The sequence below is a fragment of the Allobosea sp. UNC402CLCol genome (genome assembly GCF_000745475.1).
Classification (GTDB): domain Bacteria; phylum Pseudomonadota; class Alphaproteobacteria; order Rhizobiales; family Beijerinckiaceae; genus Allobosea; species Allobosea spartocytisi.
On record NZ_JQJJ01000010.1, the window covers coordinates 492,066 to 516,326 of the forward strand.

The 24,261-nt window shown below is 65.4% G+C and carries 20 protein-coding genes, 1 tRNA gene and 1 riboswitch; of the genes, 14 read left to right on the forward strand and 7 right to left on the reverse strand.

All coding sequences use genetic code 11. The features are described 5' to 3' along the window. Positions 1-2 precede the first annotated feature (2 nt). Together fhuB and GY40_RS14245 are read left to right on the forward strand one after the other, a co-directional pair. On the forward strand, positions 3-1,988 hold the full coding sequence (gene fhuB / locus GY40_RS14240; protein WP_081925394.1) for a Fe(3+)-hydroxamate ABC transporter permease FhuB: 1,986 nt from the start codon (positions 3-5) through the stop codon (positions 1,986-1,988). Beyond that, positions 1,985-2,824, forward strand: a complete 840-nt coding sequence (locus tag GY40_RS14245; protein ID WP_038363273.1) for an alpha/beta hydrolase — start codon at positions 1,985-1,987, stop codon at positions 2,822-2,824. The genes fhuB and GY40_RS14245 overlap by 4 nt, the downstream gene beginning before the upstream one ends. 304 nt (positions 2,825-3,128) lie before the next feature. Here the strand turns inward: GY40_RS14245 and GY40_RS14250 are convergent, their stop codons facing one another. Together GY40_RS14250 and GY40_RS14255 are read right to left on the reverse strand one after the other, a co-directional pair. Continuing rightward, complete coding sequence (locus GY40_RS14250; RefSeq protein WP_038363275.1) at positions 3,129-4,004, reverse strand: LysR substrate-binding domain-containing protein; 876 nt, start codon at positions 4,002-4,004, stop codon at positions 3,129-3,131. Further along, entirely contained in the window at positions 4,001-4,879 is an 879-nt protein-coding gene (locus GY40_RS14255) for a LysR family transcriptional regulator (RefSeq protein WP_038363277.1), read from the reverse strand. The genes GY40_RS14250 and GY40_RS14255 overlap by 4 nt, the downstream gene beginning before the upstream one ends. Before the next feature lie 113 nt (positions 4,880-4,992). Between GY40_RS14255 and GY40_RS14260 the strand changes: the two genes are divergently transcribed. The 11 genes from GY40_RS14260 to GY40_RS14310 all read left to right on the forward strand — a co-directional run bounded on the left by GY40_RS14260 (position 4,993) and on the right by GY40_RS14310 (position 16,860). Then, positions 4,993-6,519 (forward strand): ABC transporter substrate-binding protein, encoded by a 1,527-nt coding sequence (locus tag GY40_RS14260; protein ID WP_038364215.1) that lies wholly within the window; start codon positions 4,993-4,995, stop codon positions 6,517-6,519. 37 nt (positions 6,520-6,556) lie between these two features. Further along, positions 6,557-7,492, forward strand: coding sequence for an ABC transporter permease (locus GY40_RS14265; protein WP_038363279.1), 936 nt, complete (start codon positions 6,557-6,559; stop codon positions 7,490-7,492). 3 nt (positions 7,493-7,495) lie between these two features. Next, complete coding sequence (locus GY40_RS14270) at positions 7,496-8,308, forward strand: ABC transporter permease (RefSeq protein ID WP_038363282.1); 813 nt, start codon at positions 7,496-7,498, stop codon at positions 8,306-8,308. A 34-nt stretch (positions 8,309-8,342) separates the two neighbouring features. Further along, on the forward strand, positions 8,343-9,260 hold the full coding sequence (locus tag GY40_RS14275) for a serine hydrolase (RefSeq protein WP_038363284.1): 918 nt from the start codon (positions 8,343-8,345) through the stop codon (positions 9,258-9,260). A 254-nt stretch (positions 9,261-9,514) separates the two neighbouring features. Further along, positions 9,515-9,716: riboswitch (cobalamin riboswitch) on the forward strand. Between the two features lie 118 nt (positions 9,717-9,834). After that, a complete protein-coding gene (locus tag GY40_RS14280; RefSeq protein WP_248311169.1) occupies positions 9,835-11,784 on the forward strand; it encodes a TonB-dependent receptor plug domain-containing protein in 1,950 nt (649 codons plus the stop codon). Further along, a complete protein-coding gene (locus GY40_RS14285) occupies positions 11,781-12,635 on the forward strand; it encodes an ABC transporter substrate-binding protein (protein WP_038363286.1) in 855 nt (284 codons plus the stop codon). Before GY40_RS14280 ends, GY40_RS14285 begins: the two co-directional genes overlap by 4 nt. Then, positions 12,632-13,645 (forward strand): FecCD family ABC transporter permease, encoded by a 1,014-nt coding sequence (locus GY40_RS14290; RefSeq protein ID WP_038363288.1) that lies wholly within the window; start codon positions 12,632-12,634, stop codon positions 13,643-13,645. Before GY40_RS14285 ends, GY40_RS14290 begins: the two co-directional genes overlap by 4 nt. Further along, positions 13,645-14,445, forward strand: a complete 801-nt coding sequence (locus GY40_RS14295; RefSeq protein ID WP_038363291.1) for an ABC transporter ATP-binding protein — start codon at positions 13,645-13,647, stop codon at positions 14,443-14,445. Before GY40_RS14290 ends, GY40_RS14295 begins: the two co-directional genes overlap by 1 nt. Then, positions 14,432-15,451 (forward strand): DUF6925 family protein, encoded by a 1,020-nt coding sequence (locus GY40_RS14300; RefSeq protein WP_038363293.1) that lies wholly within the window; start codon positions 14,432-14,434, stop codon positions 15,449-15,451. The genes GY40_RS14295 and GY40_RS14300 overlap by 14 nt, the downstream gene beginning before the upstream one ends. A 234-nt stretch (positions 15,452-15,685) precedes the next feature. Further along, positions 15,686-16,192 carry a hypothetical protein gene (locus GY40_RS14305; RefSeq protein ID WP_051988030.1) on the forward strand — a complete coding sequence of 169 codons (507 nt, stop codon included), beginning with the start codon at positions 15,686-15,688 and terminating at the stop codon, positions 16,190-16,192. Positions 16,193-16,783: 591 nt separating this feature from the next. Continuing rightward, positions 16,784-16,860 (forward strand) — tRNA-Arg (locus tag GY40_RS14310). 635 nt (positions 16,861-17,495) lie between these two features. On the opposite strand, the gene GY40_RS14315 is transcribed toward GY40_RS14310, so the two are convergent. Further along, positions 17,496-18,326, reverse strand: a complete 831-nt coding sequence (locus tag GY40_RS14315) for an alpha/beta fold hydrolase (protein ID WP_038363295.1) — start codon at positions 18,324-18,326, stop codon at positions 17,496-17,498. A 417-nt stretch (positions 18,327-18,743) separates the two neighbouring features. Here GY40_RS14315 and GY40_RS14320 point away from each other — a divergent pair, with 417 nt between their 5' ends. Then, positions 18,744-19,493, forward strand: coding sequence for an SDR family NAD(P)-dependent oxidoreductase (locus GY40_RS14320; protein WP_038364223.1), 750 nt, complete (start codon positions 18,744-18,746; stop codon positions 19,491-19,493). Between the two features lie 109 nt (positions 19,494-19,602). Here the strand turns inward: GY40_RS14320 and GY40_RS14325 are convergent, their stop codons facing one another. The 4 genes from GY40_RS14325 to GY40_RS14340 are packed head-to-tail and all read right to left on the reverse strand — an operon-like array spanning position 19,603 to position 24,231. Then, on the reverse strand, positions 19,603-20,295 hold the full coding sequence (locus tag GY40_RS14325; protein WP_038363297.1) for a response regulator transcription factor: 693 nt from the start codon (positions 20,293-20,295) through the stop codon (positions 19,603-19,605). 18 nt (positions 20,296-20,313) lie between these two features. Continuing rightward, the gene (locus GY40_RS14330; RefSeq protein ID WP_038363299.1) at positions 20,314-20,676 is read right to left on the reverse strand and encodes a response regulator; all 363 of its coding nucleotides are present in this window, start codon (positions 20,674-20,676) and stop codon (positions 20,314-20,316) included. A gap of 2 nt (positions 20,677-20,678) precedes the next feature. Further along, positions 20,679-21,320 carry a response regulator transcription factor gene (locus GY40_RS14335; protein ID WP_038363301.1) on the reverse strand — a complete coding sequence of 214 codons (642 nt, stop codon included), beginning with the start codon at positions 21,318-21,320 and terminating at the stop codon, positions 20,679-20,681. Beyond that, a complete protein-coding gene (locus GY40_RS14340; RefSeq protein WP_081925395.1) occupies positions 21,310-24,231 on the reverse strand; it encodes a PAS domain-containing protein in 2,922 nt (973 codons plus the stop codon). The genes GY40_RS14335 and GY40_RS14340 overlap by 11 nt, the downstream gene beginning before the upstream one ends. Positions 24,232-24,261 lie beyond the last annotated feature (30 nt).

Below are 24,261 nucleotides of genomic sequence, written 5' to 3' on the forward strand. Positions count from 1 at the left end.
CAATGTTCTCCGCCGATTCCTCGCCGATGCGCCCCTGGCGGCTGGCGCTGCCGCTGCTCACTGCCGCCTTCGCCCTGTCGCTCTGGACGCTGGCGGTCCGCCTGCCGCCGCCACAATGGTTCGCGCTGTTCAAGGCCGATGCCGGTGGCGATATCGCCATCCTGGTCCTGCAGCAATCGCTGCTGCCGCGCATGGCGGTCAGCCTGCTCTGCGGCGCGGCGCTGGGGCTCGCCGGCACCATCTTCCAGCAGGTGCTGCGCAACCCGTTGGCGAGCCCGATGACGCTGGGCGTCGCCGCCGGCGCCAAGCTGGCGCTCGGCCTCGCGACGGTGATGGGCGCGCCGCTGCTCTCCTCCGTCGGGCGAGACGGCATCGCCTTCGCCGGGGGCGCGCTGGCGATGGCGGCGACGATCGCGCTGGCCTGGCGCCGCGGGCTCTCGCCGCTGGCGCTGGTGCTGGGCGGGTTGGTGCTCGGCCTCTATTGTGGCGCGCTGTCGGCATTGCTGCTGCTGTTCAAGGAGCATGATCTGCAGGGGCTCTTCCTGTGGGGCAACGGCTCGCTGGCACAGCAGGGCTGGGATGTCGCGCTGGCGCTGGCCTTGCGCCTCGTCGTCCTGGCCGGGCTGGCGGTGTTGCTGCTCCGGCCTCTTGCCCTGCTGGCGTTGAACGATGACGGCGTGCGCGGCCTCGGCCTGTCGCTGCTGTTCGCGCGGCTCGGCGCGCTTGGCGTCGCCGTTGCTCTCAGCACCGTCGTGGTCAGTCTCATCGGGGTCATCGGCTTCATCGGCCTGATCGCGCCGGCGCTCGCGCGGCTCGGCGGTGCACGGCGGATCGACCAGCAGATGCTCTGGGCGCCGATCATCGGCGCAGCCCTGCTCTGGCTGACCGACCAGGCGGTTCTGCAGCTCGGTGCCGGCACCACCTTGCCGACCGGCGCGATCACGGCCCTGTTCGGGGCGCCGGTGCTGCTCTGGATGCTGCCGCGGCTGCGCACGACATTCGCGCAGGCCAGCAACGCCCCGCGAAGCGAGCCGCGAGCCCGCAGCGCTGCCCTCGTGCTGGCCGGGCTCGGCCTGGCCCTGACCGCTGTCCTGGCCCTCGCTTTAACATTTGGACGCACGCCGTCGGGCGGCTGGTCCTTCGCGTGGGGAGATGGGTTGGCGGCGCTGCTGCCGTGGCGCCTTCCCCGGGTCGTCGCGGCCCTTGCCGCGGGCGCCATGCTCGGTGTGGCCGGAGCGATCCTCCAGCGCCTTCTGCGCAATCCGATGGCGAGCCCCGAGGTCCTCGGAATCAGTTCCGGAGCCGCCTTCGGCCTGATCGTGGCGCTGTTCGTCCTGCCCGCGGTCGGTCGCCACCAGCAATTATTCGCGGCGACGGCCGGTGCGGCCGCGATCCTCGGGCTCATCCTCGTGCTCGGTCGCAAAGCGGGCTTCTCGCCGGAGCGCACCCTGCTCGCCGGTATCGCGCTCGGCGCCATGCTCGATGCGGTCGTCGGCGCCCTGCTGGCGGGAGGCGATCCCCGCGCCATGCTGCTGATGAGCTGGATGACTGGCTCGACCTATGCCGTCGATGAGACGCAGATGGTCTGGGCCGCCGCGACGGCCATCCTCCTCCTCGCATCGGTGCCGTTGCTGCTGCGCTGGCTCGAACTCGTCGGTCTCGGCGATGCGGCCGGCCGATCGTTGGGTCTTACGCTGCCCCTGGTCAGGCTTTTCCTGCTGCTGCTGAGCGCGGCACTGACGGCCGCGGGGACGCTCGTCATCGGTCCTTTGACCTTCGTCGGCCTGATGACACCGCATCTCGCCAGGCTGCTCGGTCTCCAGCGTGCCGCATCGCAACTCGCGGCCTCGGCTCTCGCCGGGGCTCTCGTGATGGTGGCGGCGGACTGGCTCGGCCGCGTCGCCGCCTTTCCCTGGCAAATGCCGGCCGGGCTGATCGCGACGCTGATCGGTGGCCCGGTCCTCATCGCCCTGCTCGCAAGGAAATGACCATGGATGCGATTTTGCCGGTTCCCGAGACCGTCCGGTTCGATCTCACGCCGCAGGCTGGGGGCGCGCCTTACCGGATCTTCCTGCGGATTCCGCCGGGAACGCCGCCGGCCTCGGGCTGGCCCGTCCTCTATCTCCTCGACGCCAATGCGGTCATCGCCACGGCGGTGGAGGCCTTGCGCGTCCAGGCGGCCTATCCGCTCGGCACGGGCATTCGGGATGCCGTCGTCGTCGGCATCGGCTATCCCACCGAAGGCGCCTATGACAGCGTGCGCCGCTCCTGGGATTATGGCCCGCCACCCGGCCAGGTCTACCCGCCACACGCGGTCGGGGGACCCGATGTGCGCACGGGCGGCGCCGAGGCGTTCCTGACCTTCATCGAGGAGGAGCTGAAGCCGCTGGTCGCGACGCGGACGCGCATCGATGCGGCGCATCAGGCCATTTTCGGCCATTCCTTCGGGGGGCTCTTCGTCCTCTACGCGCTGTTCACGCGTCCCGCCGCCTTTCGCGACTGGATCGCCATCAGCCCGGCGATCTGGTGGGAACAGCACAATGTGCTGCGCTTCGCCGCTGCGCCGGAGGGAGCCGTTCGTGTCTTCCTCGGCGTCGGAGAATACGAGCAGGCCCTTGCGCCCTTCCAGATCGGAGCCCCTGACGAGAGCGAGCGGCGCGGGCGTCTGGAGGAGGCGCGGACGGTGGACGAGACCCGGGAGATGGCGGAGCGCCTGCGCGGTTACGGAAAGCCGGTGGAATTCGCGGTCTTCGAGGGCGAGACGCATATGTCCGTCCTGCCGGTCGCGATCAATCGCGCGATCCGTTTCGCCTTCGGGCCGTGACCTTTGCCTTCGGAGAACTGCGCCTCATCCAAAATCCCGCATTGCCGAAGCAGCGGGGATCGGCTATCCAGCCTTCACGGTTTGCGCCCGTAGCTCAGCTGGATAGAGCGTTGCCCTCCGAAGCTGGGAATCGCGGCTCGGCACTCCAAAAATTACATCAATATATCAATATCTTAAGCTGATACTGCAGCCGATCCGGGCCAGTTTCCGAGAGGACGGCACGACCAAGCCACAGTGCATCGAGTTATCGCCTCAGAAGTTCTGTTCGTTGACGTTTGGCTCGGGCAATGCGCTGCGGTCACGATCACTGCTTGCGGACGATCTCGACAAAGCGGGCTGCCAATCGCGACAGCGGCCGGCTACGCATGGTCATGAGACAGATCGTGGTGGGGATCTGCGGTTCCAAGGAGAGCTGAGCCAACCCATCGAAACGCTGCGCTTGCGTCAGCAGGCTGTCGATCAGCGTCACATCCCCGGGCTCCGCCAGAAGATGCGCGGCTGAAATGCTGTAGGGAACGGTCATGAACGGGGCGTATTCGAGCCCCTCTCTCTCGTAGCATTGCGCAATCAGCCAGCCGAGCGGCGACTTCTCGCGATCGAAGCAGATCATGCGCCGGGTTTTGAGATCATGCAGGCTGACGACGCGCCGCTTCGCCAGAGCATCATCCTCCCGCACCAGCGCGATGATCTCGCCGCCGGCCAGGGGCGTCAGCGTGATGTCGTCGGTCACGCGCGGGGAGAACATCAGGCCGATATCGGCCGTTCCCGCGGAAAGCTCCGTCGGTGCGTCGCCCATGATCAGCTCGACGCGCGCCTGCGGATATTCGTCCGTCAGGCGACGCAAGGCGCGGGCGATGAGTCCGTGGCCGATGCTCGGCGTCGAGGCGATGCGCAGCGGCGTTTCCCGGCCAGCCCGCAACCGCGTCGCGGCGGCGCGCAATTCACGCCATTCCTGATCGACCGAGTCGAGCGCAGTCATCAGGGCGCTCGCCTCGGGACGCAGCAGCAGACGCCCCTCCCGGCGCTCGAAGACGGCGACGCCAAGGCTGGCTTCGCTGCGCGCGATGATCTTGCTGATGGCCGACTGCGTGAGGTGGAGCCGATGGGCCGCTTCGACGGTTGTGCCGAAGCGATGAACGGCACGAAGGACCGCGGCATGGGCGGGCGTGAATGCCTTCATGACCCGGATCGCTCCTGCAGTTGCGCTAGGAGCAATCGGGCTGCGCGATCGAGAGGCGAATGCCGGCGATGATGGGCATAGGCCGTCACCAGAGGACTTTGCTCCAGCGGCAGCGCGGCGAGGCCTTCAACCAGATTGCTGCTGATGACGAACCCGTCGACCAGGGCGATGCCGACGCGCTCGCGAGCGAGATGGCAGGCGGTATCGGTGTGGCGAACGGTGATGGCGACCCGCTCGGACAGGCCTGCGCTCGTCAGGGCCTCCTGGAAACTGTCGGACGCGCTGACGCCGTCCGGTCCATAGCTGATCAGGCGCTCGCCCTCGATGTCGCCCCTGCTGAGTTCCGTTCGCCGGGCCAGGTGATGATCGCGCGAGAGCACGCAGACTAGAGGGCTTTGCCCCAGCGCCACGTCCTCGATGTCGTCCGCCCTCATGGGACCGTAGGAAATCCCCAGATCGGCCTCGCCCGTGGCGAGATGCTCCCGCACATGGTCGAACATGATCTCCACCGCTGCGGATTCATCGAGCGCTCGCCGCGTATGGGTAATGGCCGGCGGCAGGATGCTGTGGGCGAGGCCGGGAACGGTCGCCACCCTCAGCCGATTGACCATGCCAACCCGGATCATGTCCGCTTCATGATGGGCGCGCCTCAGCGCGCCGAAGAGTGGCTGAGCCTGCCGGACGAGTGACTGAGCCTCTGGAGTCGGCACCAAGCGGCCCTGGATGGTCGTGGCCAGGCTGAGATCGAGCTCTTCCTCGGCTTGGCGCAATGTCTTGATCACCGCCGATTGGCTGATGCCGAGGCCTTGCGCCGCCTCGCCCGTTCCGCCGAGCCGGATGAAGGCATCGATCGCACGCAACGAGCCCAGCTTCATGACTATTCCAAATGGTCGATGAACTTGCCGAATGTTTCATTGGAAGGACTAGATCCCCTCATGGAAGGATGCAAGTCGTCGCCGTGGCGCGGCCAATGAATCAGGGGATCGGTATGACCAAGCTTCGCTCGATGATTTCGGCCGGCGCGCTGGCGCTTGCCATCGGCGCCCCGGCGCTCGTGACCGCGCCGTCCGCAGCTTTCGCCAAGGGCATTCTCAGATTGGCGCAGACTCAGGATCTCGTCTCGCTCGACCCGATCGCGACCAGCGACAACGCTTCGATCTACGCGCAGCTCCTGATCTTCGACACGTTGCTGCGGCCCAGTAAGGATGCCACGAAGCTCGAGCCCGGCCTCGCCGAGAGCTGGAAGGTCAGCGATGACGGCATGACCTACAGCTTCAAGCTGCGCGAGGCGAAGTTCTCCGATGGAACTCCAGTGACGGCCGCCGATGTCGCCTTCTCGCTGAAGCGCGCCGGCAGCGATGCCTCGAGCTGGAAGCGCTTCTTCTCCGGCATAGAGACCATCGACACGCCGGACGATCGCACCGTCGTGCTCAAGCTCAAGAAGGTGTTCACGCCGCTCCTCAACAACCTCGCCCTGTTCTCCTCGGCGATCCTGCCGCAGAAGGCCTTCGAGGCCGCGGGCGACAAGTTTTTCGACAAACCGATCGGCAGCGGCCCCTTCACCGTCGCGGCCTGGAACAAGGGACAGGGCCTGTCTCTCAAGAAGAACGCGAACTACTGGCAGGCCGGCAAGCCCGATCTCGACGGCGCCGAGCTGATGGTCATCCCTGAGGGCAACAGCCGCGTGCTCAAGCTGCAGGCCGGAGAGGTCGATGCCGCGATCGACATTCCGCTGAACCAGCTCCAGGCTCTGGGACGCGACGGCAAGATCAAGACGGCCGTCGCCAACGTCTTCCGCACGGATTTCGTGCTGATGAATACGAAGAAGAAGCCCTTCGACGACCTGCGCGTCCGGCAGGCCTTGAACTATGCCGTCGACAAAGAGGGGTTGCTCAAGGCGCTGCTCTACGGCACGGGCAAGGTCTCGAACTCACCGATGCCGCCGATGGCCTATGCCGATCCGGACCTGAAGCCCCACGCGCATGACATCGCCAAAGCTAAGGCCTTGCTGGCGGAAGCCGGCTACAAGGATGGTTTCAAGACCTCGCTCCTCGTCGATTCCGGCCGCCCGCTGCATCGCCAGCTCGGCCAGGCCCTGCAGGCGGCGCTGAAGCAGATCGGCGTCACCGCCGATATCCGCCTCGTCGAAGGCGGCACGCACTGGACCACGACGAAATCCGGCGACTACGAGATGGCCGTCGCCTATGCAACGAGTGACACGATCGATCCGGACCAGCTCGTCGGCTTCCTCCTCGTCAATCCCGAGCGCGCCAACGCCTATCACACCGAATGGAAGAGCGACCGGGTCAATGAGCTCTATGAGAAGGAGCGCGTGACGGCCGATGGCCCGGAGCGTGGCAAGATGTTCCAGGAGATCATCAAGCTCGCCCATGACGGCGCACCCTCAGTCTTCCTGTTCTACCCGGGCACCTCCTATGCCTATCGCAACAATGTCGAGGGCTTCGAGGTGCTGCCGACCTCGAACTTTCGCCTCGAGGACGTCAAGCTGAAGTGACGGATGGGCGCTGCCGCGCCCTTCCTCACGCACCGCCATGCTGATCTACATCGTCAAGCGTCTCGCCCAGCTGGTGCCGGTCCTCTTCGGCATCACTCTGGCCTGTTTCCTGCTGCTACGCGCCCTCCCCGGAGACCCCGCGACGCTGCTCCTCGGCGCGCGCGGTGGTCCCGAGGAGATCGCGCTGATGAAGCAGCGGCTCGGCCTCGATCTGCCGCTCTGGCGGCAATATCTGCTGTTCCTCGCCGATATCGGCTCGGGCAGCCTCGGCCGCTCGGTCGTGCATGCCCGACCGGTGATGCAACTCGTGCTGGAGCGGCTGCCGGCGACTTTGTGGCTCGTCGCCTATTCGACAGTGCTCGCCGTGGCGATGACGGTGCCGCTCGCACTCTGGTCGGCGATGCGGCGCGGCGGCCCGGTCGATCTCGCGATCAAGCTCGCCTTCACCATCGTCATCGCGATGCCGTCCTTCTGGCTCGGGCTGATCTTCGTCATCCTCTTTGCGATCTGGCTGCCGCTGTTCCCGACCTCGGGCTATGGCGATGACCTGCTCTCGCGTCTGCACCATACGACGCTGCCGGCACTCGTTATCGCGCTGGCGACCGCCTCACTGACGATCCGCAGTCTGCGGAGTGCCATCCTCGCCGTGCTCGGCTCCGACTACGTCACGACGGCACGCGCAAAAGGCGCCGGCACGGGCCGGCTGATGGGCGTCCATGTGCTGCCCAATGCGCTGATCTCATCGATCTCGGTGCTTGGCGCTCATACGAGCTGGGTGATCGGCGGCACGGTGGTGATTGAGACCGTCTTCGCCCTGCCGGGGCTCGGCTCGCTCTTCGTCGAGTCGATCTTCTCCCGCGACTATCCGCTGATCCAGGGGCTCACCATCGTCTTCGCCGTCCTCGTCGTGCTGATCAATCTGGCGACCGATCTCGCCTATGCGCTCGCCGATCCGCGCATCAGGCTGGAATGACCAATGAGCCGCTTCCGCTCCAATCCGAGCCTTTTCGTCGGGCTCGCCATGTTGGCACTGCTCGCCGCCTTCGTCGCGCTCGGCCAGGTCTGGACGCCACACGATCCCTTCGAGGTCGACTACGGCAACACGCTGCAAGCGCCCTCCCTGGCCAACTGGTTCGGCACCGATGATCTCGGGCGCGACGTTGCCTCGCGGGTGCTCGCGGGCGGCTATGTCGACCTCAAGGTCGCACTGATCTGCGTCGCCGCGCCGGCCGTTCTCGGCGTTGTGATCGGGGCGATCTCCGGCTTCATCGGCGGGCGCGTCGACACCTTCATCATGCGCGTCACCGACATCTTCTGGGCCTTCCCCTTCTATGTGCTCGTCATCGCCATCGTCGGCGTGCTGGGGCCGGGCGAGGCCAATCTCTACCTGGCCTTCCTGCTGGTAAACTGGATCTCCTTCGCCCGCATCGTTCGTGGCGAGGTGCTGGTGCTGCGCAATCTCGAATTCGTGCAGGCGGCGCGCAGCCTCGGCTGCACGACACCGCGGATCGTCACCGCCCATATCCTGCCGAATGCAGTGAACCCGGCGATCGTCTACGCCATGGCCGACGTGGTGCTGACCATCCTCGCCGTGACCTCGCTGAGCTTCCTCGGTCTCGGCATCCAGCCGCCGACACCGGAATGGGGGCTGATGATCTCGGACGGGCGTCAGTTCCTGTTCGATGCCTGGTGGATCGCGACCTTTCCGGGCTTCGCGATCATCTACACCGGCGTGACCTTCGCGCTGATCGGCGAAGGCCTCGACACCGCCCTTCGGCCCAAGGGCTGATCTCCTTTTCCGACCCGCCTGCGACAGGTGCGCCATGAGCTTTTTCGACACCGATGAAAACCTGCAGCGCATCGGCACGCTGCTGACGGCGAAGGCAGAAGCCATCTTTCGCGAACGTGGTGTCCCGACCGAGCAATTCGGATTCGTGCTATTGCAACCGGCGCGAGATGGCGAGCGGCCAAAGGGAGTTGCTCTGCGCCCCGACTGGCGCAGTTATCCCTGTTCGCTGGTCAAAGTGTTTTTCCTTATCGCGGCACAGGCTGCACTGGAGACAGGGCAGCTAACCGGGCACGAGGAACTGGATCGCGCCATGCGCGACATGATCCTCTGGTCCTCCAATGCGGCAACCAATTACGTCATCGACCTGCTGTCCGGAACGACCGGGGACACGCTGCTTTCCGAGCCGGAGATGACCGAATGGGGCGAGCGCCGCCAGGTGGTCAACCGCTTCTTCGGACAGCTCGGCTGGCCGGAGCTGGCCGGCATCAACCTCAATCAGAAGCTGATGGACGACCTGCGCTATGGCCGGGAGAAGATTGGCCTCGATCGCTCACCGGACGGGCACAATGCCCTGACGCCGATCGCCATGGCCCGCCTGATGCACGCGATCTTCCACGGCTCGGTGCTGACCGAGGCGAGGCGAGAGAGGGTTCAAGAGCTGCTCGCCCGCGATCTCGCCAGTCCCTTCCTGCCGCGAGGTGCCTATCAGGTGACGGGCTATCTCGCCGGTGGCATGCCTGCCGGAACGCAGATCTGGTCGAAAGCGGGACGCACCCGCTGGCTCGGCGACGACCGCGCCGATTTTCGACGCCACGACGCGCTTCGAGCCGTTCTGCCAGATGGTGCCGAGTTCATCCTGACGGTGTTTTCGCAAGGCGAGGCGATCGCCGAGGACGACGGGTTTCTGCCGCAGCTCGGATCCATCGCTGCGAAGGAGATCCTAGACCTCTGATCCGTGTTGCAATCTCATCGAGAGTTCAACACGACGCGACACTGACGGTGGAACCCGCACCCTAGAGAATGCTGCCCGCTGAAGGCAGCTTGCCGAGGGAGCACGTCCCTCCGAAGCTGGGTTTTTGCCGAACGCGCCGCCGAAATACCCCACAATAACAGACGCTTACGCCACGAATTTGCGCGCGAGATCCGATCCCAACTCGGCTCGGCACGACCGCGCCACATTGCCAATTGACCCCGCCACTTTTCCGCCTTACTCGTAAACACGACGGTTCCCTCACGGGATCAAAAGGGAACGCAGTGCGGATGATTTGCCATTCTATGCTGCGGCTGCCCCCGCAACTGTAAGCGGCGAGCCTTATCGCCATACGCCACTGGGACCTCGGCCCTGGGAAGGCGGTGACAAGGCGACGACCCGCGAGCCAGGAGACCTGCCGTCAGTCGTGGTCACACGCGAACACGTTCGGACGGGGTGTTTCGATCGCTGCTCGACTGTCTGCTCCCTGCCGGGAGTGAACGGGAGATCGCGTTCGCGGTGACGTGCCACAGACGTCAACGCCCGAGGTCTCATCGTGATCCGCCTTTCCAGAGCCGCGCAGCGCGGCACGTCTTCCGTCATCGCATTGTCCCTCGCCGCCGGTGCTACGCTGCTGGCCCATCCCGCCCGTGCCCAGGCCCCCGGCGAAACCATCGCGCTCGACCAGATCGTCGTCAGTGCGACCGGCACGCCGACTCGGGTGCGCGAGGTCGCGAGCTCCGTCACGGTGGTCACCGCTCAGGAGATCGATCAGCAGCAGCGCCGCACCCTGCCGCAGGCGCTTGCCGCTGTGCCGGGTCTGAACATCGTCCAGATCGGCGGTCCGGGCGGCCAGACCTCGGTCTTCATGCGCGGCACCAACTCGAATCACGTCAAGGTTCTGATCGACGGCATTGAGGCGAACGACCCCTCGACGCCGAACCGCTCCTTCGACTTCGGCTCGATGTTGACCGACGACATCGAACGCATCGAGGTGCTGCGCGGCCCCCAGAGCGGCCTCTACGGCGCCAACGCCATCGGCGGCGTGATCTCGATCACCACCAAGCGGGGCGAGGGTCCGCCGAAGGCAACGGCGCGCATCGAGGCCGGATCGCACGGCACTTTCAACCAGGCGGCCGGATTCAGCGGCGGCGACGATCGCTTCAATTACGCCTTCAACGTTTCCCATATGCGCTCGGACTCAACCGATTCGGTGCCGCCGAACCTGATCCCGCCGGGCGTGCGCGTTAAGCCGAACGCTTATGACGCCTATAGCTATTCCGGGCGCCTCGGCTTCGCGCTGACCGACACGCTCAGCGTCAACTGGGTCGGCCGCTATACCGACGGCCAGTTCCGCTCGACCTACGATGCCGGCTTCCCGGGCCGGCCGACGCCCTATCGAGCACTTTCGAACTACGCCCAGGCCTTCACTCGCGGCGAGGTGGTCTGGGACCCGCTCGGCGGGCGCTTCGTAAACCGGTTCGGCATCTCCTACTCGAATCAGGACCGTTCGAACCGCTCGCCCAACGCCTTCGGGATCCTTGGTTTGCCGACGGAGAACCTTGGTGAGCGCATGAAGCTCGACTGGCGGGGCGATTTCGAGATCGCCAAGGGCCATATGCTGATCGGGGGGCTCTCTTGGGAGCGCGAGCGGCTGGAGACCCCCAGCTTCACGGCCTCGAACGGCAACAAGGCGGCTTACCTTGAGTATCAGGGCAGCTTCGCCGATCGGTTCTTCCTCGCAGCGAACATCCGCCACGATCACGACGACAGCTATGGCGGTCACACCACCTATCGGATCGCGCCGGCCTATATCGTGCCGGGCACCGAGACGAAGCTGAAGGCGAGCTATGGCACCGGCTTCAAGGCGCCGACGCTCGCCGAGCTGTTCATCGACTACCGGCCGGGCTTCAACTTCTTCGGCAACCCGAACCTCAAGCCTGAGGAGAGCAAGGGCTGGGACATCGGCTTCGAGCAGCCGCTCTTCGACAAGCGCGTCCAGTTCGGTGCTACCTGGTTCCAGAACGATATCGAGAACCTGATCGTCACCAATGTGGCGCGTAACTCCTATGCCAATGTCGGCAAGGCCGAGACGAAAGGGGTCGAAGCCTTCGCTGCGCTGCAGATCTCCGAGCAGTTGCGCGTCCGGGGCGACTACACTTTCACGCTCGCCAAGGATGAGACCGCGCATCAGGAGCTACTGCGTCGGCCACGTCACAAGGCCAGCGGCACCGTGACCTGGGCGCCGATCGAGAAGCTCAGCCTTTCGGCCACGTTGATCTATGTTGGCCCCTGGGTCGATGGGAACCGGGACTTCTCGGTGCCTCGCTTGAAGGCCAAGGGCGCGACCCTGGTCAACCTCGCCGCCGAATACAAGGCGACCGACAAGGTCACGGTCTTCGGGCGCGTCGACAACCTGTTCGATAAGCGCTGGGAGAACCCGGTCGGCTTCCTTGTGCCTGGTTTCGGCGCCTTCGGCGGCATCAAGGTCGCGTTCGGCGGATGACGGCGGATCGCTGTCCCCGCTGCACGCTGCGAGCAGCGCTGGTGGTCGCGGGCTTCGTGCTCGCGGCGACCGCAGCAGCGCGCGCGCAGCCGGAGCGCATCGTCTCGCTCAACATGTGCACAGACGAGCTGGTGCTCCGCCTCGCCGACGCTAAGCGCATCGCCTCCGTGACCTGGCTCTCGCAGGACCCGCTTAACGCCAACATGGCAGAAGTCGCGCGCCGGATCCCGGCCAATCACGGGCTCGTCGAGCAGGTCCTGGCGCTTAAGCCCGATCTCGTCGTTGCCGGTGCCTACACGACGCGGGCGACTATCGGGCTGCTGAAACGCGTCGGAGCGTCGCCGCGCGAGTTCAGTGTGCCGCGCAACCTCGCGGAGATGCGTGCCCAAATCCGCGAGATGGCGGCGTTGCTCGGCGCGCAGACGCGTGGTGAGGCGCTGATCGCCGATATCGATGCCCGCCTTGATGTGCTTGTAGCGCGTCGCCCGGCGCGGCCGCTGCGTGCGATCGTCCTTCGCCCGAACGGTTTCACCGTCGGGCGCGGCTCGCTGGTGGACGAGATCCTGACGCGTGCCGGGCTGGTCAACATCGCCGCAGAGCTCGGCATCGAGAGCTATGGACAAATCCCGCTCGAGACGGTCGCGCTCGCCGGCGCGGAGGTGCTGGTGCTCAACGACACCCCGGACGGGCCACCGTCGCTCGCCCATGAGGTGCTGCATCACCCGGTCATCGCGCGGCTCTCCGGCAGGCTCAGGCTGGTGGCGTTGCCCTCGCGCCTCTGGACCTGCGCCGGGCCGAGCGTGGTCGACGCGATCGAGCAGTTGGTCGCCCAGACGGAACAGCGCAAATGAGACAGCTTCCCGGAGCCGGCGTCCGACCTGTCGTCCTGATGCCCGTGCTGGGCCTTGCCACACTGGCGATGGCCGCTGCGTCGCTGGCGCTCGGCTACGCGGCGCTGCCGCTCGGCCAGGCCTTTGCCGACGCCATTGCCGGGCGGGCCAGCCTGCCGGCGCTCGTGCTCATGGAACTGCGCCTGCCGCGAGCGCTGCTCGGCGCGCTCGTCGGCTTCAGCCTCGGCATGGCCGGAGCGGCGATGCAGGGGCTGATGCGCAATCCGCTGGCCGAGCCCGGCATCGTCGGCATTTCGAGCGCCGCCGCCCTTGGCGCGGTCACCGCCTTCTACAGCGGCCTTTCGGCGACGGTCGCGCTCGCCCTGCCGCTCGGCGGTATCGCAGGCGCGCTCCTGGCGACACTCGTCCTCTTCGTCCTGCTGGGGCCCGGCGCCAGCACGATGACGCTGATCCTCGCCGGCGTCGCGCTCAACAGCTTCGCGGGTGCGGCGACTGCGCTCGCGCTCAACCTAGCGCCCAACCCCTACGCTGCGCTGGAGATCGTGTTCTGGCTGATGGGCTCGCTCGCCGACCGCAGCATGAGCCATGTCTGGCTGGTGCTGCCTCTGATGCTCGCCGGCTGGCTGCTGATGGCCTCGACGGCACCGGCACTCGACGCGCTGAGCTTGGGTGAGGAGACGGCAGCGAGCCTCGGCTTCGATCTGACCTGGCTGCGCGCGCGGCTGATCGGCGGGGCGGCGCTCGCGGTCGGCAGCGCCGTCGCGGTCACCGGCGCGATCGGATTCGTCGGACTCGTCGTGCCGCATCTGCTGCGCCCGCTGGTCGGCCACCGGCCCGGCCGGCTCCTAGTCGCGAGCGGGTTTGGTGGCGCGGTCCTCGTGCTTGCCGCTGATCTCGGCGTGCGACTCGCTCCGGTCCGGCCCGAACTCAAGCTCGGCGTCGTCACCGCGCTGATCGGGGCGCCTTTCCTGTTCGGGCTGGTGCAGCGCCTGCGGCGGGAGGCACTCTGATGGCGATCGTGGCACAGGGGATTTGCGTTTCCCTCGGCGGCCGCTGCGTGCTGACCGCGGCCGACATGGCGCTCCAGCCCGGCGAAGTGCTCGGCATCGTCGGCCCCAACGGCGCCGGAAAGACCACGCTGCTGCGCGTCCTCGCAGGCCTCCTTAGGCCGGACCAGGGCAGCGTGCGCTACGACGGCTCGACGGCGCGCGAGCTTGGCCGGCGCGCCTTGGCGCGCCGCGTCGCCTTCCTCGCTCAGGACGGCGCAGCCACCTGGCCGCTCTCCGTCGAAGCCTTGGTCGGGCTCGGCCGGCTGCCGCATCGGCCGCCCTTCGGCGCCGAGAGCGAGGCGGACCGCGCGGCCGTTGCGAACGCCATGGCGCTTTGCGACATCGCGGCCCTTGCTGGCCGGACTCTCGGAACTCTGTCCGGCGGCGAAGGCAGGCGTGTCCTGCTGGCGCGCGCGCTCGCGGTCGACGCGGCCTATCTCCTGGCGGACGAGCCACTCGCGGGGCTCGACCCCGGCCACCAGCTCGAGACGCTAAAGCGGCTCCGAACCGTCGCTGCCGGAGGCGTGGGCGTAGCGGTCGTGCTGCACGACCTGTCGCTCGCCGCGCGCTTCTGTGACCGCCTGCTGCTCATCCATCGCGGCCTCCGGATCGCCAATGGGGCACCGGGCGATGTTCTGGATGATGCAGCGCTGGCCGATGTCTTCGGCGTGAGCGTGCTGCGCGGTCAGCGCGACGGTGTGCCCTTCCTTCTGCCCTGGCAAACGATCGACGCAAGAGGCTCTACCCATGACGGATGCTGAGACCGTTCGCGCGCTGCTGCGCGAGCACATCCACACTGCTGGGACGCAGTGGAACCTGGGCACGTTCGGCGCCATCGCCGAGTTCATGCGCGACCCCGGCGATGCCTGCGAGATTGTCGATCGGCCCGATCTTCTCTCCGCGGCGACGGCGCGAGGCAGCATCGGCTTCGGCTCGCTCGCGGGCATCCGCCCCTTTGCCTCGGAATCCGCGACCGGCGCGAGCTGGAACCACCGCGTCGCGCTTTGCCTGCCGACGGATGCCTGCGCCATGTCCGGCCGGACCGAGCTGACTGAACTCGGCCCGGACAAGGACGCTTTGCGCGAGGAGGATCGTGCCGCGATTCTGTTCGACATGGGCCTCGGCACGCTGCAGGCGGACATTTGCATCCGCACCGCCGATCCCGCGCTGATCGGCGTGCTCAGGGCGGAGGCCGGCCGGCCGCTCTTCGCGCCCGGCAATGGTGCCATGGGCGCAATCCTTGCCGCCGGGCCGCACCGCGTCTTCATCGCCCGCTTTGGTCGCTGCGAGGTTTATCAGCCGATCCCGCCGGCAGACGGCAAGAGCCCCGAGGGACCGCATACCCATGTCCTGCCGAAGCTTTTGCGCTCGGGCCGCACCCATGCCGCGACCGAGCCGGTGCCGGATGGGTTTGTGCCCTGTGCTCACCTCATTCCCGCCCACCCGGTGAAGGATGCCATGGACCGGCCGAGCCCATGGGACGAGCGCGCGCACAAGGAGTTCCAGCGCCTGCTCCAGGCTCATGGCGATGCCGAGCTTGTAAGGGTCAAGCGAGATCTCCTCGCGGCCATTCGAGGCGGCGACCAGCCGAGTTCCTTCCCGGTGCCGAAGGTGCGAGCTGCTAACCACACTATCAAGGCGACCCTGCGTCAGCTCGCCGCATCGAGCGAGCGCCGGAAGGATTTGGACAGCTGGTGGGCCGTTTTCGATGCGCGCAAGCTTGAGGACGGCGCGCCTGACGAAAACGACGCCTATGGGCATGCGTAAGCGTTCCGTGTTTCGTGAGAGCATTGCCTACCGAAGGTGGCTCCAGGCGGTGAGCGACATCTCCGGAACTCCTTGACCGACCAGGGCTTCTTTAGCGGAGAGCACCTGACTGAGCGGCGATCGGCACAACAGGGCCACATCCAGCTCGGGAAATCTGATCATCCCTTCCGGAAACCTCCTTGGCGGGGCTTCCTGGGCGTCCTGTAGTCATTGGACGAACAGGACTGATCCGCAATGGCGACGATCCGGAAGCTCCGGGGCAGATGGCAGGCACAGGTGCGACGGCGCGGCATGGCACCTCGTGCCAAAAGTTTTGATCAGAAGGCTGACGCCGAGAAGTGGGCGCGCTCCCTTGAGAGCGAGCTCGATCGCTGCGGTATGCTGCCGGATACGCGCGTAGCTGAATCTACGACACTCCGATCGATCCTCGAGCGCTACATGGTCGAGGTCTCGCCTCGGAAACGCAGCGCCCACACCGAGACCTCTCGGATCAAGGCGCTGCTGCGTCGTACGATCTGTCACCGGACGCTCACGCTGCTCTCGCCCTCAGATCTCGCGACTTATCGCGATGAGCGCCTCAAGACCGCGTCGCCGTCGACCATCATCCGCGAACTGAACACGATCTTCGAGAAGGGCTTGAACGTCATAGAGGTCTCGACGATCAGCGGGCACAAGGAGTTGAGAATGCTCTCGCGCTACGCCCACCTCCGAGCGACCGATCTAGTTGTTCGCCTGGGATAGGGCCAGACATCGAAGTCCTAGGTTGACGCACTAAGCGCCAACAGCATGCTGCCAATCTCTCGCTGCCTCATTGCTCAATCCTTGCCAACCAAGGCCGCATAGACTCGCGCATTGGTCGTGGGACCGTGCACCGTCGAATGCGCAGTATCCCACCTGCTTTGCCGGACTGCCTGCTAACTCCGGTCGGCCACTCCGATAAACGCACATCAGGTCTATCCGGAGTGAAGCATGTCTCGATATCGTTCTGCTTTTGCTGCCCTCGTCTGTGTTGGGGCGCTGTCGTGTACCGATCCTCATGCGCGCCGAAATAGCCTGGATCCTCAAAAGCGAAGACAAGGTGCTGCGCAGGGGGGGGGCGCCCAGATCCTCGCGCCGCATACGTCGCAGCCGGGATCGACCTCCTCGCCTGGTCGCAGAACTTTAGCGAGGCTGAGGAGCCCTCATGGTCGGCGGTCTCATGACGGCGAGCCACACTCCCGGCGCGCCCGACACGATTCGAACGTGTGACCTTTGCCTCTTCGGGCATTTGTTCCTTCGCAAAATCCCGCATTGCCGAAGCAGCGGGGATCGGCTATCCAGCCTTCACGGTTTGCGCCCGTAGCTCAGCTGGATAGAGCGTTGCCCTCCGAAGGCAAAGGTCACACGTTCGAATCGTGTCGGGCGCGCCATTTTTTTAATGAAATCAATGCACTGGGCGAATGCGCGCCCCTTTCGAGCTTCGGTAGCCTCTACCCTCGGAAGCGATGCGTTGCGGTTTATGCGTGACGAAAAGGGGCTTCGGACGCGTTTCTGAGGGCTTCGAGGGTTCTCTGTTGTCATTCTTTGGCGAAAGCATTTCGGCTTGAGACAGCGAGTCCATCGAGCGTTGCCCACGTGGGCAACGCTCGTCGCAATTGGCGCGCACCAATTCCTGACAGGTGGACCGCAGGAGCCCTTGTCCGCAGGTGGCCACAACGGTCCTTGCGACAGTCCGCTTTCGGAAGTCTAACTTACATTGCCAGGCAGGGTGGAACTGGCCCTTAGTTGACGTCTGGAAGGTCTGCTTCCGGGTAGCGCTATGTGGCCAGTCGTCGAGCGCCGAAATCGGCCCTTTGCTGACATCGGGAATGCCCGCTTTTGGACAGTCAGATTAGTCCTTTTGCTGAGCTTGGCGGAGTATGACAGTGCCTGGCGCGTTCCGGTTGCATTATTGCGAGCGCCGGCACTGTTTTACGCAGCGTCATGGGGTATGTTTTATCGTTTCGTCGCGTCCGTGACGCGAACATGAACGAGGCGGCTTTGATTGCCGCCTCGTCCTCGCGGGTCAGCCTCGGACGAAGGCCAGGATATCCCTGTTCACGACGTCCGCGTGGGTGGTCGCCATGCCGTGGGGCAGCTTGTTGTAGATGTTCAGTGTCGCTCGCTTGAGCAGCTTGGCGGTGAGCGGAGCGCTGTCGCCGATCGGGACGACCTGATCGTCATCGCCATGCATCACGAGGGTCGGGACCTCGATCACCTTGAGGTCTTCGGTGAAATCGGTCTCGGAAAAGGCCTTGATGCCGTCATGATGGGCCTTGGCTGCGCCCATCATGCCCTGGCGCCACCAGTTCTGGACGAGGCTCGGATCCGCTTCGACCCCCGGTCGGTTGAAGCCGTAGAACGGGCCCGCCGCGAGATCGGTGTAGAATTTGCTGCGATTGGCGGCGAGGCTCTTGCGAAAGCCGTCGAAGACCTCGATCGGGAGGCCGCCGGGATTCTTGTCGGTCTTGACCATGATCGGCGGCACCGCGCCGATGAGGACGAGCTTTGCCGTGCGCTTCTTGCCGTGACGGGCGACATAGCGCGTGGCCTCGCCGCCGCCGGTCGAATGGCCGATATGGACGGCGTTGCGCAGGTCGAGATGCTCGACGACAGCCGCGACGTCGGCGGCGTAATGATCCATGTCATGACCCTCGGAGACTTGGCTGGAACGGCCATGCCCGCGCCGGTCATGCGCGACGACCCGGAAACCCTGCGCCAGGAAAAACAGCATCTGCGCATCCCAGTCATCCGAGCTGAGCGGCCAGCCATGGTGGAAGACCAGCGGCTGCGCCGATTTCGGGCCCCAATCCTTGTAGAAGATCTCGACGCCATCACGGGTCGTCACATAGTTCATGCGTTGGCTCCTTCTGCTTTTCTGAGAGGAAACGGTGGCGGGTTGCGCGAGAGACTGGAGCGGAAGCGTGCCAGCTGCCGCCATGCCGGCACCGCCGCACAGGAAGTCCCGCCGACTGAGGTCAGTCGCTCTGGATAGAGTTTCGTTCGGCATCGGCGCCTCCGAGGCGCGACTATGGGGTTGCGATCGAAACCTTTGGACGGCGCCTTGATCAGGCGTCTCCTCAGGTCTCGGCTCAGGGGCCGCGTCAATATTTGACCGCTTCCGAAAAGCTCGACGATCATGCGTTTCTCGCCACCGCGATCAATACGATCGATGTCGTCTCGGTCTATTCTTAAGTATAGGATATCTCTACTTCGGTATATTTTGATTTCAATGATGGGCTTCCCATTCTCGAATCTCAGAATGGAGGTCCGCATGCAGAAACTGTCCAACAAGGTCGCCGTGATCACCGGCGGCAACAGCGGCATCGGCTTCGCGACGGCACAGCGCTTCGTCGCCGAAGGCGCGAAGGTCCTGATCGTCGGGCGCCGCCAGGATGCGGTCGGCGCAGCCGTCGAGGCCTTGGGGTCAGCAGCGACCGGTCTGGCGGGCGACGTCGCCGATCTCGGCACCCATGATCGTGTTGCCGCGCTCGTGGCTGAACGGTTCGGCAAAGCCGATATTTATATGGCGAATGCGGGTGGCATTCGCATTCAGCCCAGCCGCGCCGTGACGCCGGGCGACTATGACGCGCAGTTTCTCGCCAATGCGCGTGGCACGTTCTTCGGCGTGCAGAAGATTGCCCCCTTGCTGCATGACGGCAGCGCCATCCTGCTGACGAGCTCGATCGCCAGTCGCAAGGTGTTGGACGGTCACGCCGTCTACGCCGGCAGCAAGGCTGCAATCGAGGCCTTCGCACGCAACTGGGCGCTGGAATTCAAGGACCGGCGCATCCGCGTGAACGTGCTCAGCCCCGGCCCGACCGATACGCCGATCATCGGGAAGCTCGGCATCGCGGCCGAAGTGCTGTCAGAGGTCGAGGAACAGGCCGCGCAGGCGATCCCGTTTGGCCGGATGGGCGAGGCCGACGAACTTGCTCAAGCCGCCCTTTTCCTCTGCTCGGCCGCAAGCGAATTCGTGACGGGCGTCAATCTCGCGGTCGACGGTGGCATGACGCTGACCTGATCGCCGGTACGATCCGGACATTCCAGGCGATCCGGCGCGGCGATGAGTAGCCATGCCTGGATCGTCATGCGTCCCATCGGATGCGAAAGGGCGGTCCGGCCCGATGGGTTTAGGCCGCGTTGGTCTCGCGCATCCTGACCGGCAGGGCTTCCCAGGCCCGGATCAGCTCGCCGATCGAGGCGACCTCCATCTTTCGCATCAGATTGCCTCTGTGCAGCTTGACCGTGACCTCGCTGATGCCGAGATCGAAGGCGATCTGCTTGTTGAGACGCCCCCGCGTCACCTCATGCATGATTTCCCGCTCCCGGGGCGTCAGCGTCTGCAGGCGCTCGACATAGCCCTTGATCTTCGCGGCTTCCGCCCGTCGTGCCGCATCCAGCCCGATCGCTGCGTTGACGGCATCGAGCAGCGTCTGGTCGCGCACCGGCTTCGTCAGGAAGTCCACGGCGCCGGCTTTCATGGCCTGGACGGTCATGGGGATGTCGCCGTGCCCGGTCAGGAAGATGATCGGCTTGGGATTGCCAGTGGTCGTCAAGTGACGCTGGAGGTCGAGCCCGCTGGAGCCGGGCATACGGACGTCGAGGATCAGGCATCCGGGCCAGTCGAGAGCGTCGGTTTCGAGCAGCGCTTGCGTCGAGCTGAACGAAACCGCTTCGAAGCCGGCCGACAGCATCAGCTCGGACAAGGCTTCCTGGACCGAGGCATCGTCATCGACAATGATGACGAGGGGCTGCTTCGCCTCGGCCTGGCGTTGTACCGGAAGCGGAATCGGTCTCCGCGAGAGTGAGCGATCCATGATCATGTTCACCTTCCACACTACCTATTGATGCAGGGCTCTTGCGATCGCCGCCAGCAGGGCCTGACCGTCGAAGGGCTTGCAGAAGAAGGACTCAACCGCGCGCGCCCTGATCTGGTCGGCGATTTCATGGCGGCCGGTGATGAGGAAGACCGGCAGGTCCGGGCGCTCCCTGTTCACGAGGTCCCGCAGCTCGAAGCCGTCGAATCCGGGCATGCCGATATCCGTGATGAGAAGATCCAGCCCGGAGAGGCCTGCCCCGGTCAACGCTGTCGCCGAGGGGAAGCCGCGAACTGCATAGCCCGCCGATTCAAGCAGATCCTCGAGCGATTCGAGCAATCTCGGATCGTCATCGACCACGGCGACGACGTATTTATGCATGCTCACACTCAGACTCCTCCCGTCCGGCGCGAATGCTGGATCGGAATTTCCAACCGCTCCGCAATTCGCACCAGGTCGGCCAGCGATGACGCGGCCATTTTCTGCATGACGTTTCTTCTATGGATCTGCAGGGTGACTTCGCTGATGCCGAGTTCGGCCGCAGCCTGCTTGTTGAGGAGCCCGCTCACTACGAGAGGAAGGACCTCCCGCTCCCGCGGAGACAGCTCCTGGTAGCGCCTTCGGAGCAGGGCGAGCTCGGCGCGTTTCGCCTTCGTTTCCCGGTCCTGCGCGATCGCCGAGCGGATCGCCCCCAGAAGCGCCGTATCGCTGAACGGCTTGGTCAGGAAATCGATGGCGCCATGCTTGATGGCGCGGACCGATGACGGAATGTCGCCATGCCCGGTAATGAACACGATGGGCGGATGGTCATCGCGCGCGATCAGCCGCTGCAGTTCGAGGCCGTTGATGTCGGGAAGCTCGACATCGAGAATGAGGCAGGCGGGAAGATCGGGCTTGTCCGCAGCGATGTAATCGCCGGCCGATCGGAACAGGGCGGATTCGACGCCGTTTGCCGCCAGCAGCTCACCCAGCGCTTCGCGCAGAGCCTCGTCGTCGTCAACGACGAACACGATGGTGCCGTCAGCGGTCATGGTCCGCTTTCGCTTCGACAGGCAGGGTGAAGAGGAATGTCGCCCCGCCATCCTCATTGTTCTCGGCCCATAGGCGCCCGCCATGGGCTTCGACGATGGTGCGCGAGATCGCCAGCCCCATGCCCATTCCATTGGATTTGGTCGAGAAGAACGGTTCGAAGACCTTGTCCGGAGCGCCGATTCCCTCGCCCATGTCCCGGACCTCGGTCCGGACGAACGCGCCAGAGCGCATGGTCTGGATGTGGAGCGCTCCGCGCTGCGCGGATTCCATCGCCTCCATGCCGTTGCGGATCAGGTTGACGAGAACCTGCTGGATCTGGATCCGATCCAGCGCCAACGGCGGAAGCCCGGCCTCGACATTGATCTCGATGCGAATGCGCCGCCGGGTCGCTTCTTCCGACATCAGGTCGCGGGCTTCGTAAAGAATCGTGTCGAGCTGGCACAGGCTTCGCGCTTCGACCGTTTGCCTGAACAGGGCACGGACCCTGCCGACGACGTCGGCTGCGGAATTTGCGTCGCGTATGATGCGCTCGACGGTCTTCTGCGCCCGCTCGAGATTGGGAGGGTCGGAGGTCAGCCAGCGTTGGCAGGCATGCGAGTTGGCGACCACGGCCGCGAGCGGCTGGTTGACCTCGTGGGCGATCGACGCAGAGAGTTCCGCCAGGCTCGCGGCCTGTGCCGCGCGTGCGAGGCGCTCCTGCGTCAATGTCAGCGCTTCCTGCGCACGCACCTGATCTTCGATCTCGAAGCAGATGCCGTTCCATTGAACGATCTCGCCCTCGACATTGCGCATCGGCGCGGTTCGCGTCTCGACCCAGCGAAACGCGCCATCCGCCCGTCGCAGGCGATGCTTCATCGCGTAGGGAGAGCCCGTCGCCAGCGAGCGACCATACCTCTCCTTGACGTCGGGGAGATCGTCCGGGTGGATGATGGCTTCGAGGGTGCCGGCCAGGCGTGTGCTGCCGTCCTCATCCTTGTCTCCCAGCCCGAACCCGAGGAATTCCCGCAGCTTCTCGCTGCGATAGATCGGGTCCCCGTTCGGTGCGGCGCAGTAGATGAGGGCGGGCAGCGTCTCGACGAGTTGGCGCAGCGATTGCTCGCTCTCCCGGAGAGCATCCTCCACCCGCAGCTGATCGTCGATGTCGTGGGACAGGCCGTGCCACTGGATGATGCTGCCATCCTCGTCCAGGAGTGGCTCGGCGCGCCCATCCATCCAGCGATAGACGCCGTCGTGGCGGCGCAAGCGATAGCGCATCGCGAAAGGCCGGCCGCTGTTCAGGCAATCGTGGAGCTCGGCCCAAACGCGACCGGCATCGTCCGGATGGAGCGCGGCCTTCAGCGCCGCCGCATATTGCTCCGTCTGGGACTGTTCATGGTTGCCTTCGTCAAGGCCCAGGAAATCGATGAAGCGGCGGTTGAAGAAATTCGGTGCTCCGGCCGGGGTCAAGCGCCAAAGGAAGCTCGGCACCAGATCGACGAGCCGGGTCAATTCCTGCTTGCGGAGATGCAGCTCCGTCTGCGTGGTGATCAGATCGTGGATGTCGACGGAAACGCCGTACCAGCGAATGATCTTGCCCGCTTCGTCGCGCAGCGCCTCCGCCCGCGTTTCGGTCCAGCGATAGCTGCCATCGGCCCGACGCTGAAGGTATTTGATGGCGTAGGGCACGCCGGTCATGACGGATTTGGCGAAGGTCCGCTCCGCCAGATCCAGGAAATCGGGATGGATCATCTTCTTGAGCGTGAGTGACCCATCCGGCGCCGTAACGGTCTCGGTCGTGGCGCCGGTCACTTCCATCATCCGCCTGTTGAGATAGACGGGATGGCCTGCCCCCGTCATGCTCCAGATCATGGCCGGAACCGTGTCGATCAACTGCTCGAGATGCTGTTCCCTGGCCCGCAGGGCGGCCTCCGTCTTCTTGTAGACGTCGATATCGATCGAGGTGCCGAACCAGCCCGTGATGCGGCCTTCATCATCCCGTGTCGGCCGCGCCGAGATGCGGTGCCAGACATACTGGCCCGTCGCGCGCAGCATCCGGTACTCGATGTTCCATGGCTCGCCCGTCTTCAGACAATGGCGCAAGGTCGAGGCGGCCCTGTCGACATCGTCGGGATGGACACCGCGCATCCACCCGGCTTCGCCGCCGTCGATGAATTCGCGTTCGCCGAGGCGGCGATTGAGATCCTCGAGGGCCATGTCGATCGCGACCTGGGCGGCCGGCGTGACATAGGTGAACTTGCCCATCGCATCGAAGGCCCAGGCCTTGCCGTGCAGGCTTTCGATCACCTTGGCCGCCTTGACCGCCTCCACGGTCGCGCCGAGGGATTCCGCGACGGTCCAGCGGTCGTCCGGTCTGGACACCATCGCGTCGACATCGACGCTGACGCCATAGCCCGGCTCGGCGCGCAATTCGGTCCAGTGATAGCTGCCGTCCGGCTGACGCAGCCGATAGCTCGTCACTTGTGGCACGCCCGTCCAGAACGCGTAGGCAGCGGCCTGCGCAATCGCAGGCCGGTCATCCGGATGGATCGCGCTGTGCTCGGAAACAGGCCCGAGACCGTCCTGCTGTCCAGGCTCTCGTCGCTGCGCCGCTGCGGGCCACCTGCCGCTCCGGGACGGGTCTGACCAAAGGAGCAGGCCGATACAAGCGGCGACCGCGACAAATGCCCCGAGCGAAAGCGCGGCGTCCCGGATCGCGCCCGGGTAGAGCAGGGCAACCAACGCCGACGCGGCGAAGGCGATCAGCAGCCCGATCCAGAGCGGCAGGAGCCAATATCCCCGCGCATAGAGAAACAGAGCACCGAGCGGCGCCAGGACGCCGAAGAGTGTCCCGGTCGACCAGCATGCCGCGAGGCCGACAGCCAATGTGACGACCATCAACGCCGCCGGCGTTCGACGAAGCGCTGCTATCATGATCGGCTGCTCCTTTCGGAGACGGCATGC

Coding starts and splice junctions, on each gene's coding strand:
- GY40_RS14300 (WP_038363293.1), top strand. CDS start 14,432: ATGACGGATGCTGAGACCGTTCGCGCGCTGCTGCGCGAGCACATCCAC.
- GY40_RS14290 (WP_038363288.1), top strand. CDS start 12,632: ATGAGACAGCTTCCCGGAGCCGGCGTCCGACCTGTCGTCCTGATGCCC.
- GY40_RS14275 (WP_038363284.1), top strand. CDS start 8,343: ATGAGCTTTTTCGACACCGATGAAAACCTGCAGCGCATCGGCACGCTG.
- GY40_RS14265 (WP_038363279.1), top strand. CDS start 6,557: ATGCTGATCTACATCGTCAAGCGTCTCGCCCAGCTGGTGCCGGTCCTC.
- GY40_RS14325 (WP_038363297.1), bottom strand. CDS start 20,295: ATGATCATGGATCGCTCACTCTCGCGGAGACCGATTCCGCTTCCGGTA.
- GY40_RS14250 (WP_038363275.1), bottom strand. CDS start 4,004: ATGAAGGCATTCACGCCCGCCCATGCCGCGGTCCTTCGTGCCGTTCAT.
- GY40_RS14340 (WP_081925395.1), bottom strand. CDS start 24,231: ATGATAGCAGCGCTTCGTCGAACGCCGGCGGCGTTGATGGTCGTCACA.
- GY40_RS14295 (WP_038363291.1), top strand. CDS start 13,645: ATGGCGATCGTGGCACAGGGGATTTGCGTTTCCCTCGGCGGCCGCTGC.
- GY40_RS14305 (WP_051988030.1), top strand. CDS start 15,686: ATGGCGACGATCCGGAAGCTCCGGGGCAGATGGCAGGCACAGGTGCGA.
- GY40_RS14260 (WP_038364215.1), top strand. CDS start 4,993: ATGACCAAGCTTCGCTCGATGATTTCGGCCGGCGCGCTGGCGCTTGCC.
- GY40_RS14270 (WP_038363282.1), top strand. CDS start 7,496: ATGAGCCGCTTCCGCTCCAATCCGAGCCTTTTCGTCGGGCTCGCCATG.
- GY40_RS14315 (WP_038363295.1), bottom strand. CDS start 18,326: ATGAACTATGTGACGACCCGTGATGGCGTCGAGATCTTCTACAAGGAT.
- GY40_RS14320 (WP_038364223.1), top strand. CDS start 18,744: ATGCAGAAACTGTCCAACAAGGTCGCCGTGATCACCGGCGGCAACAGC.
- GY40_RS14285 (WP_038363286.1), top strand. CDS start 11,781: ATGACGGCGGATCGCTGTCCCCGCTGCACGCTGCGAGCAGCGCTGGTG.
- GY40_RS14245 (WP_038363273.1), top strand. CDS start 1,985: ATGACCATGGATGCGATTTTGCCGGTTCCCGAGACCGTCCGGTTCGAT.
- GY40_RS14335 (WP_038363301.1), bottom strand. CDS start 21,320: ATGACCGCTGACGGCACCATCGTGTTCGTCGTTGACGACGACGAGGCT.
- GY40_RS14255 (WP_038363277.1), bottom strand. CDS start 4,879: ATGAAGCTGGGCTCGTTGCGTGCGATCGATGCCTTCATCCGGCTCGGC.
- fhuB (WP_081925394.1), top strand. CDS start 3: ATGTTCTCCGCCGATTCCTCGCCGATGCGCCCCTGGCGGCTGGCGCTG.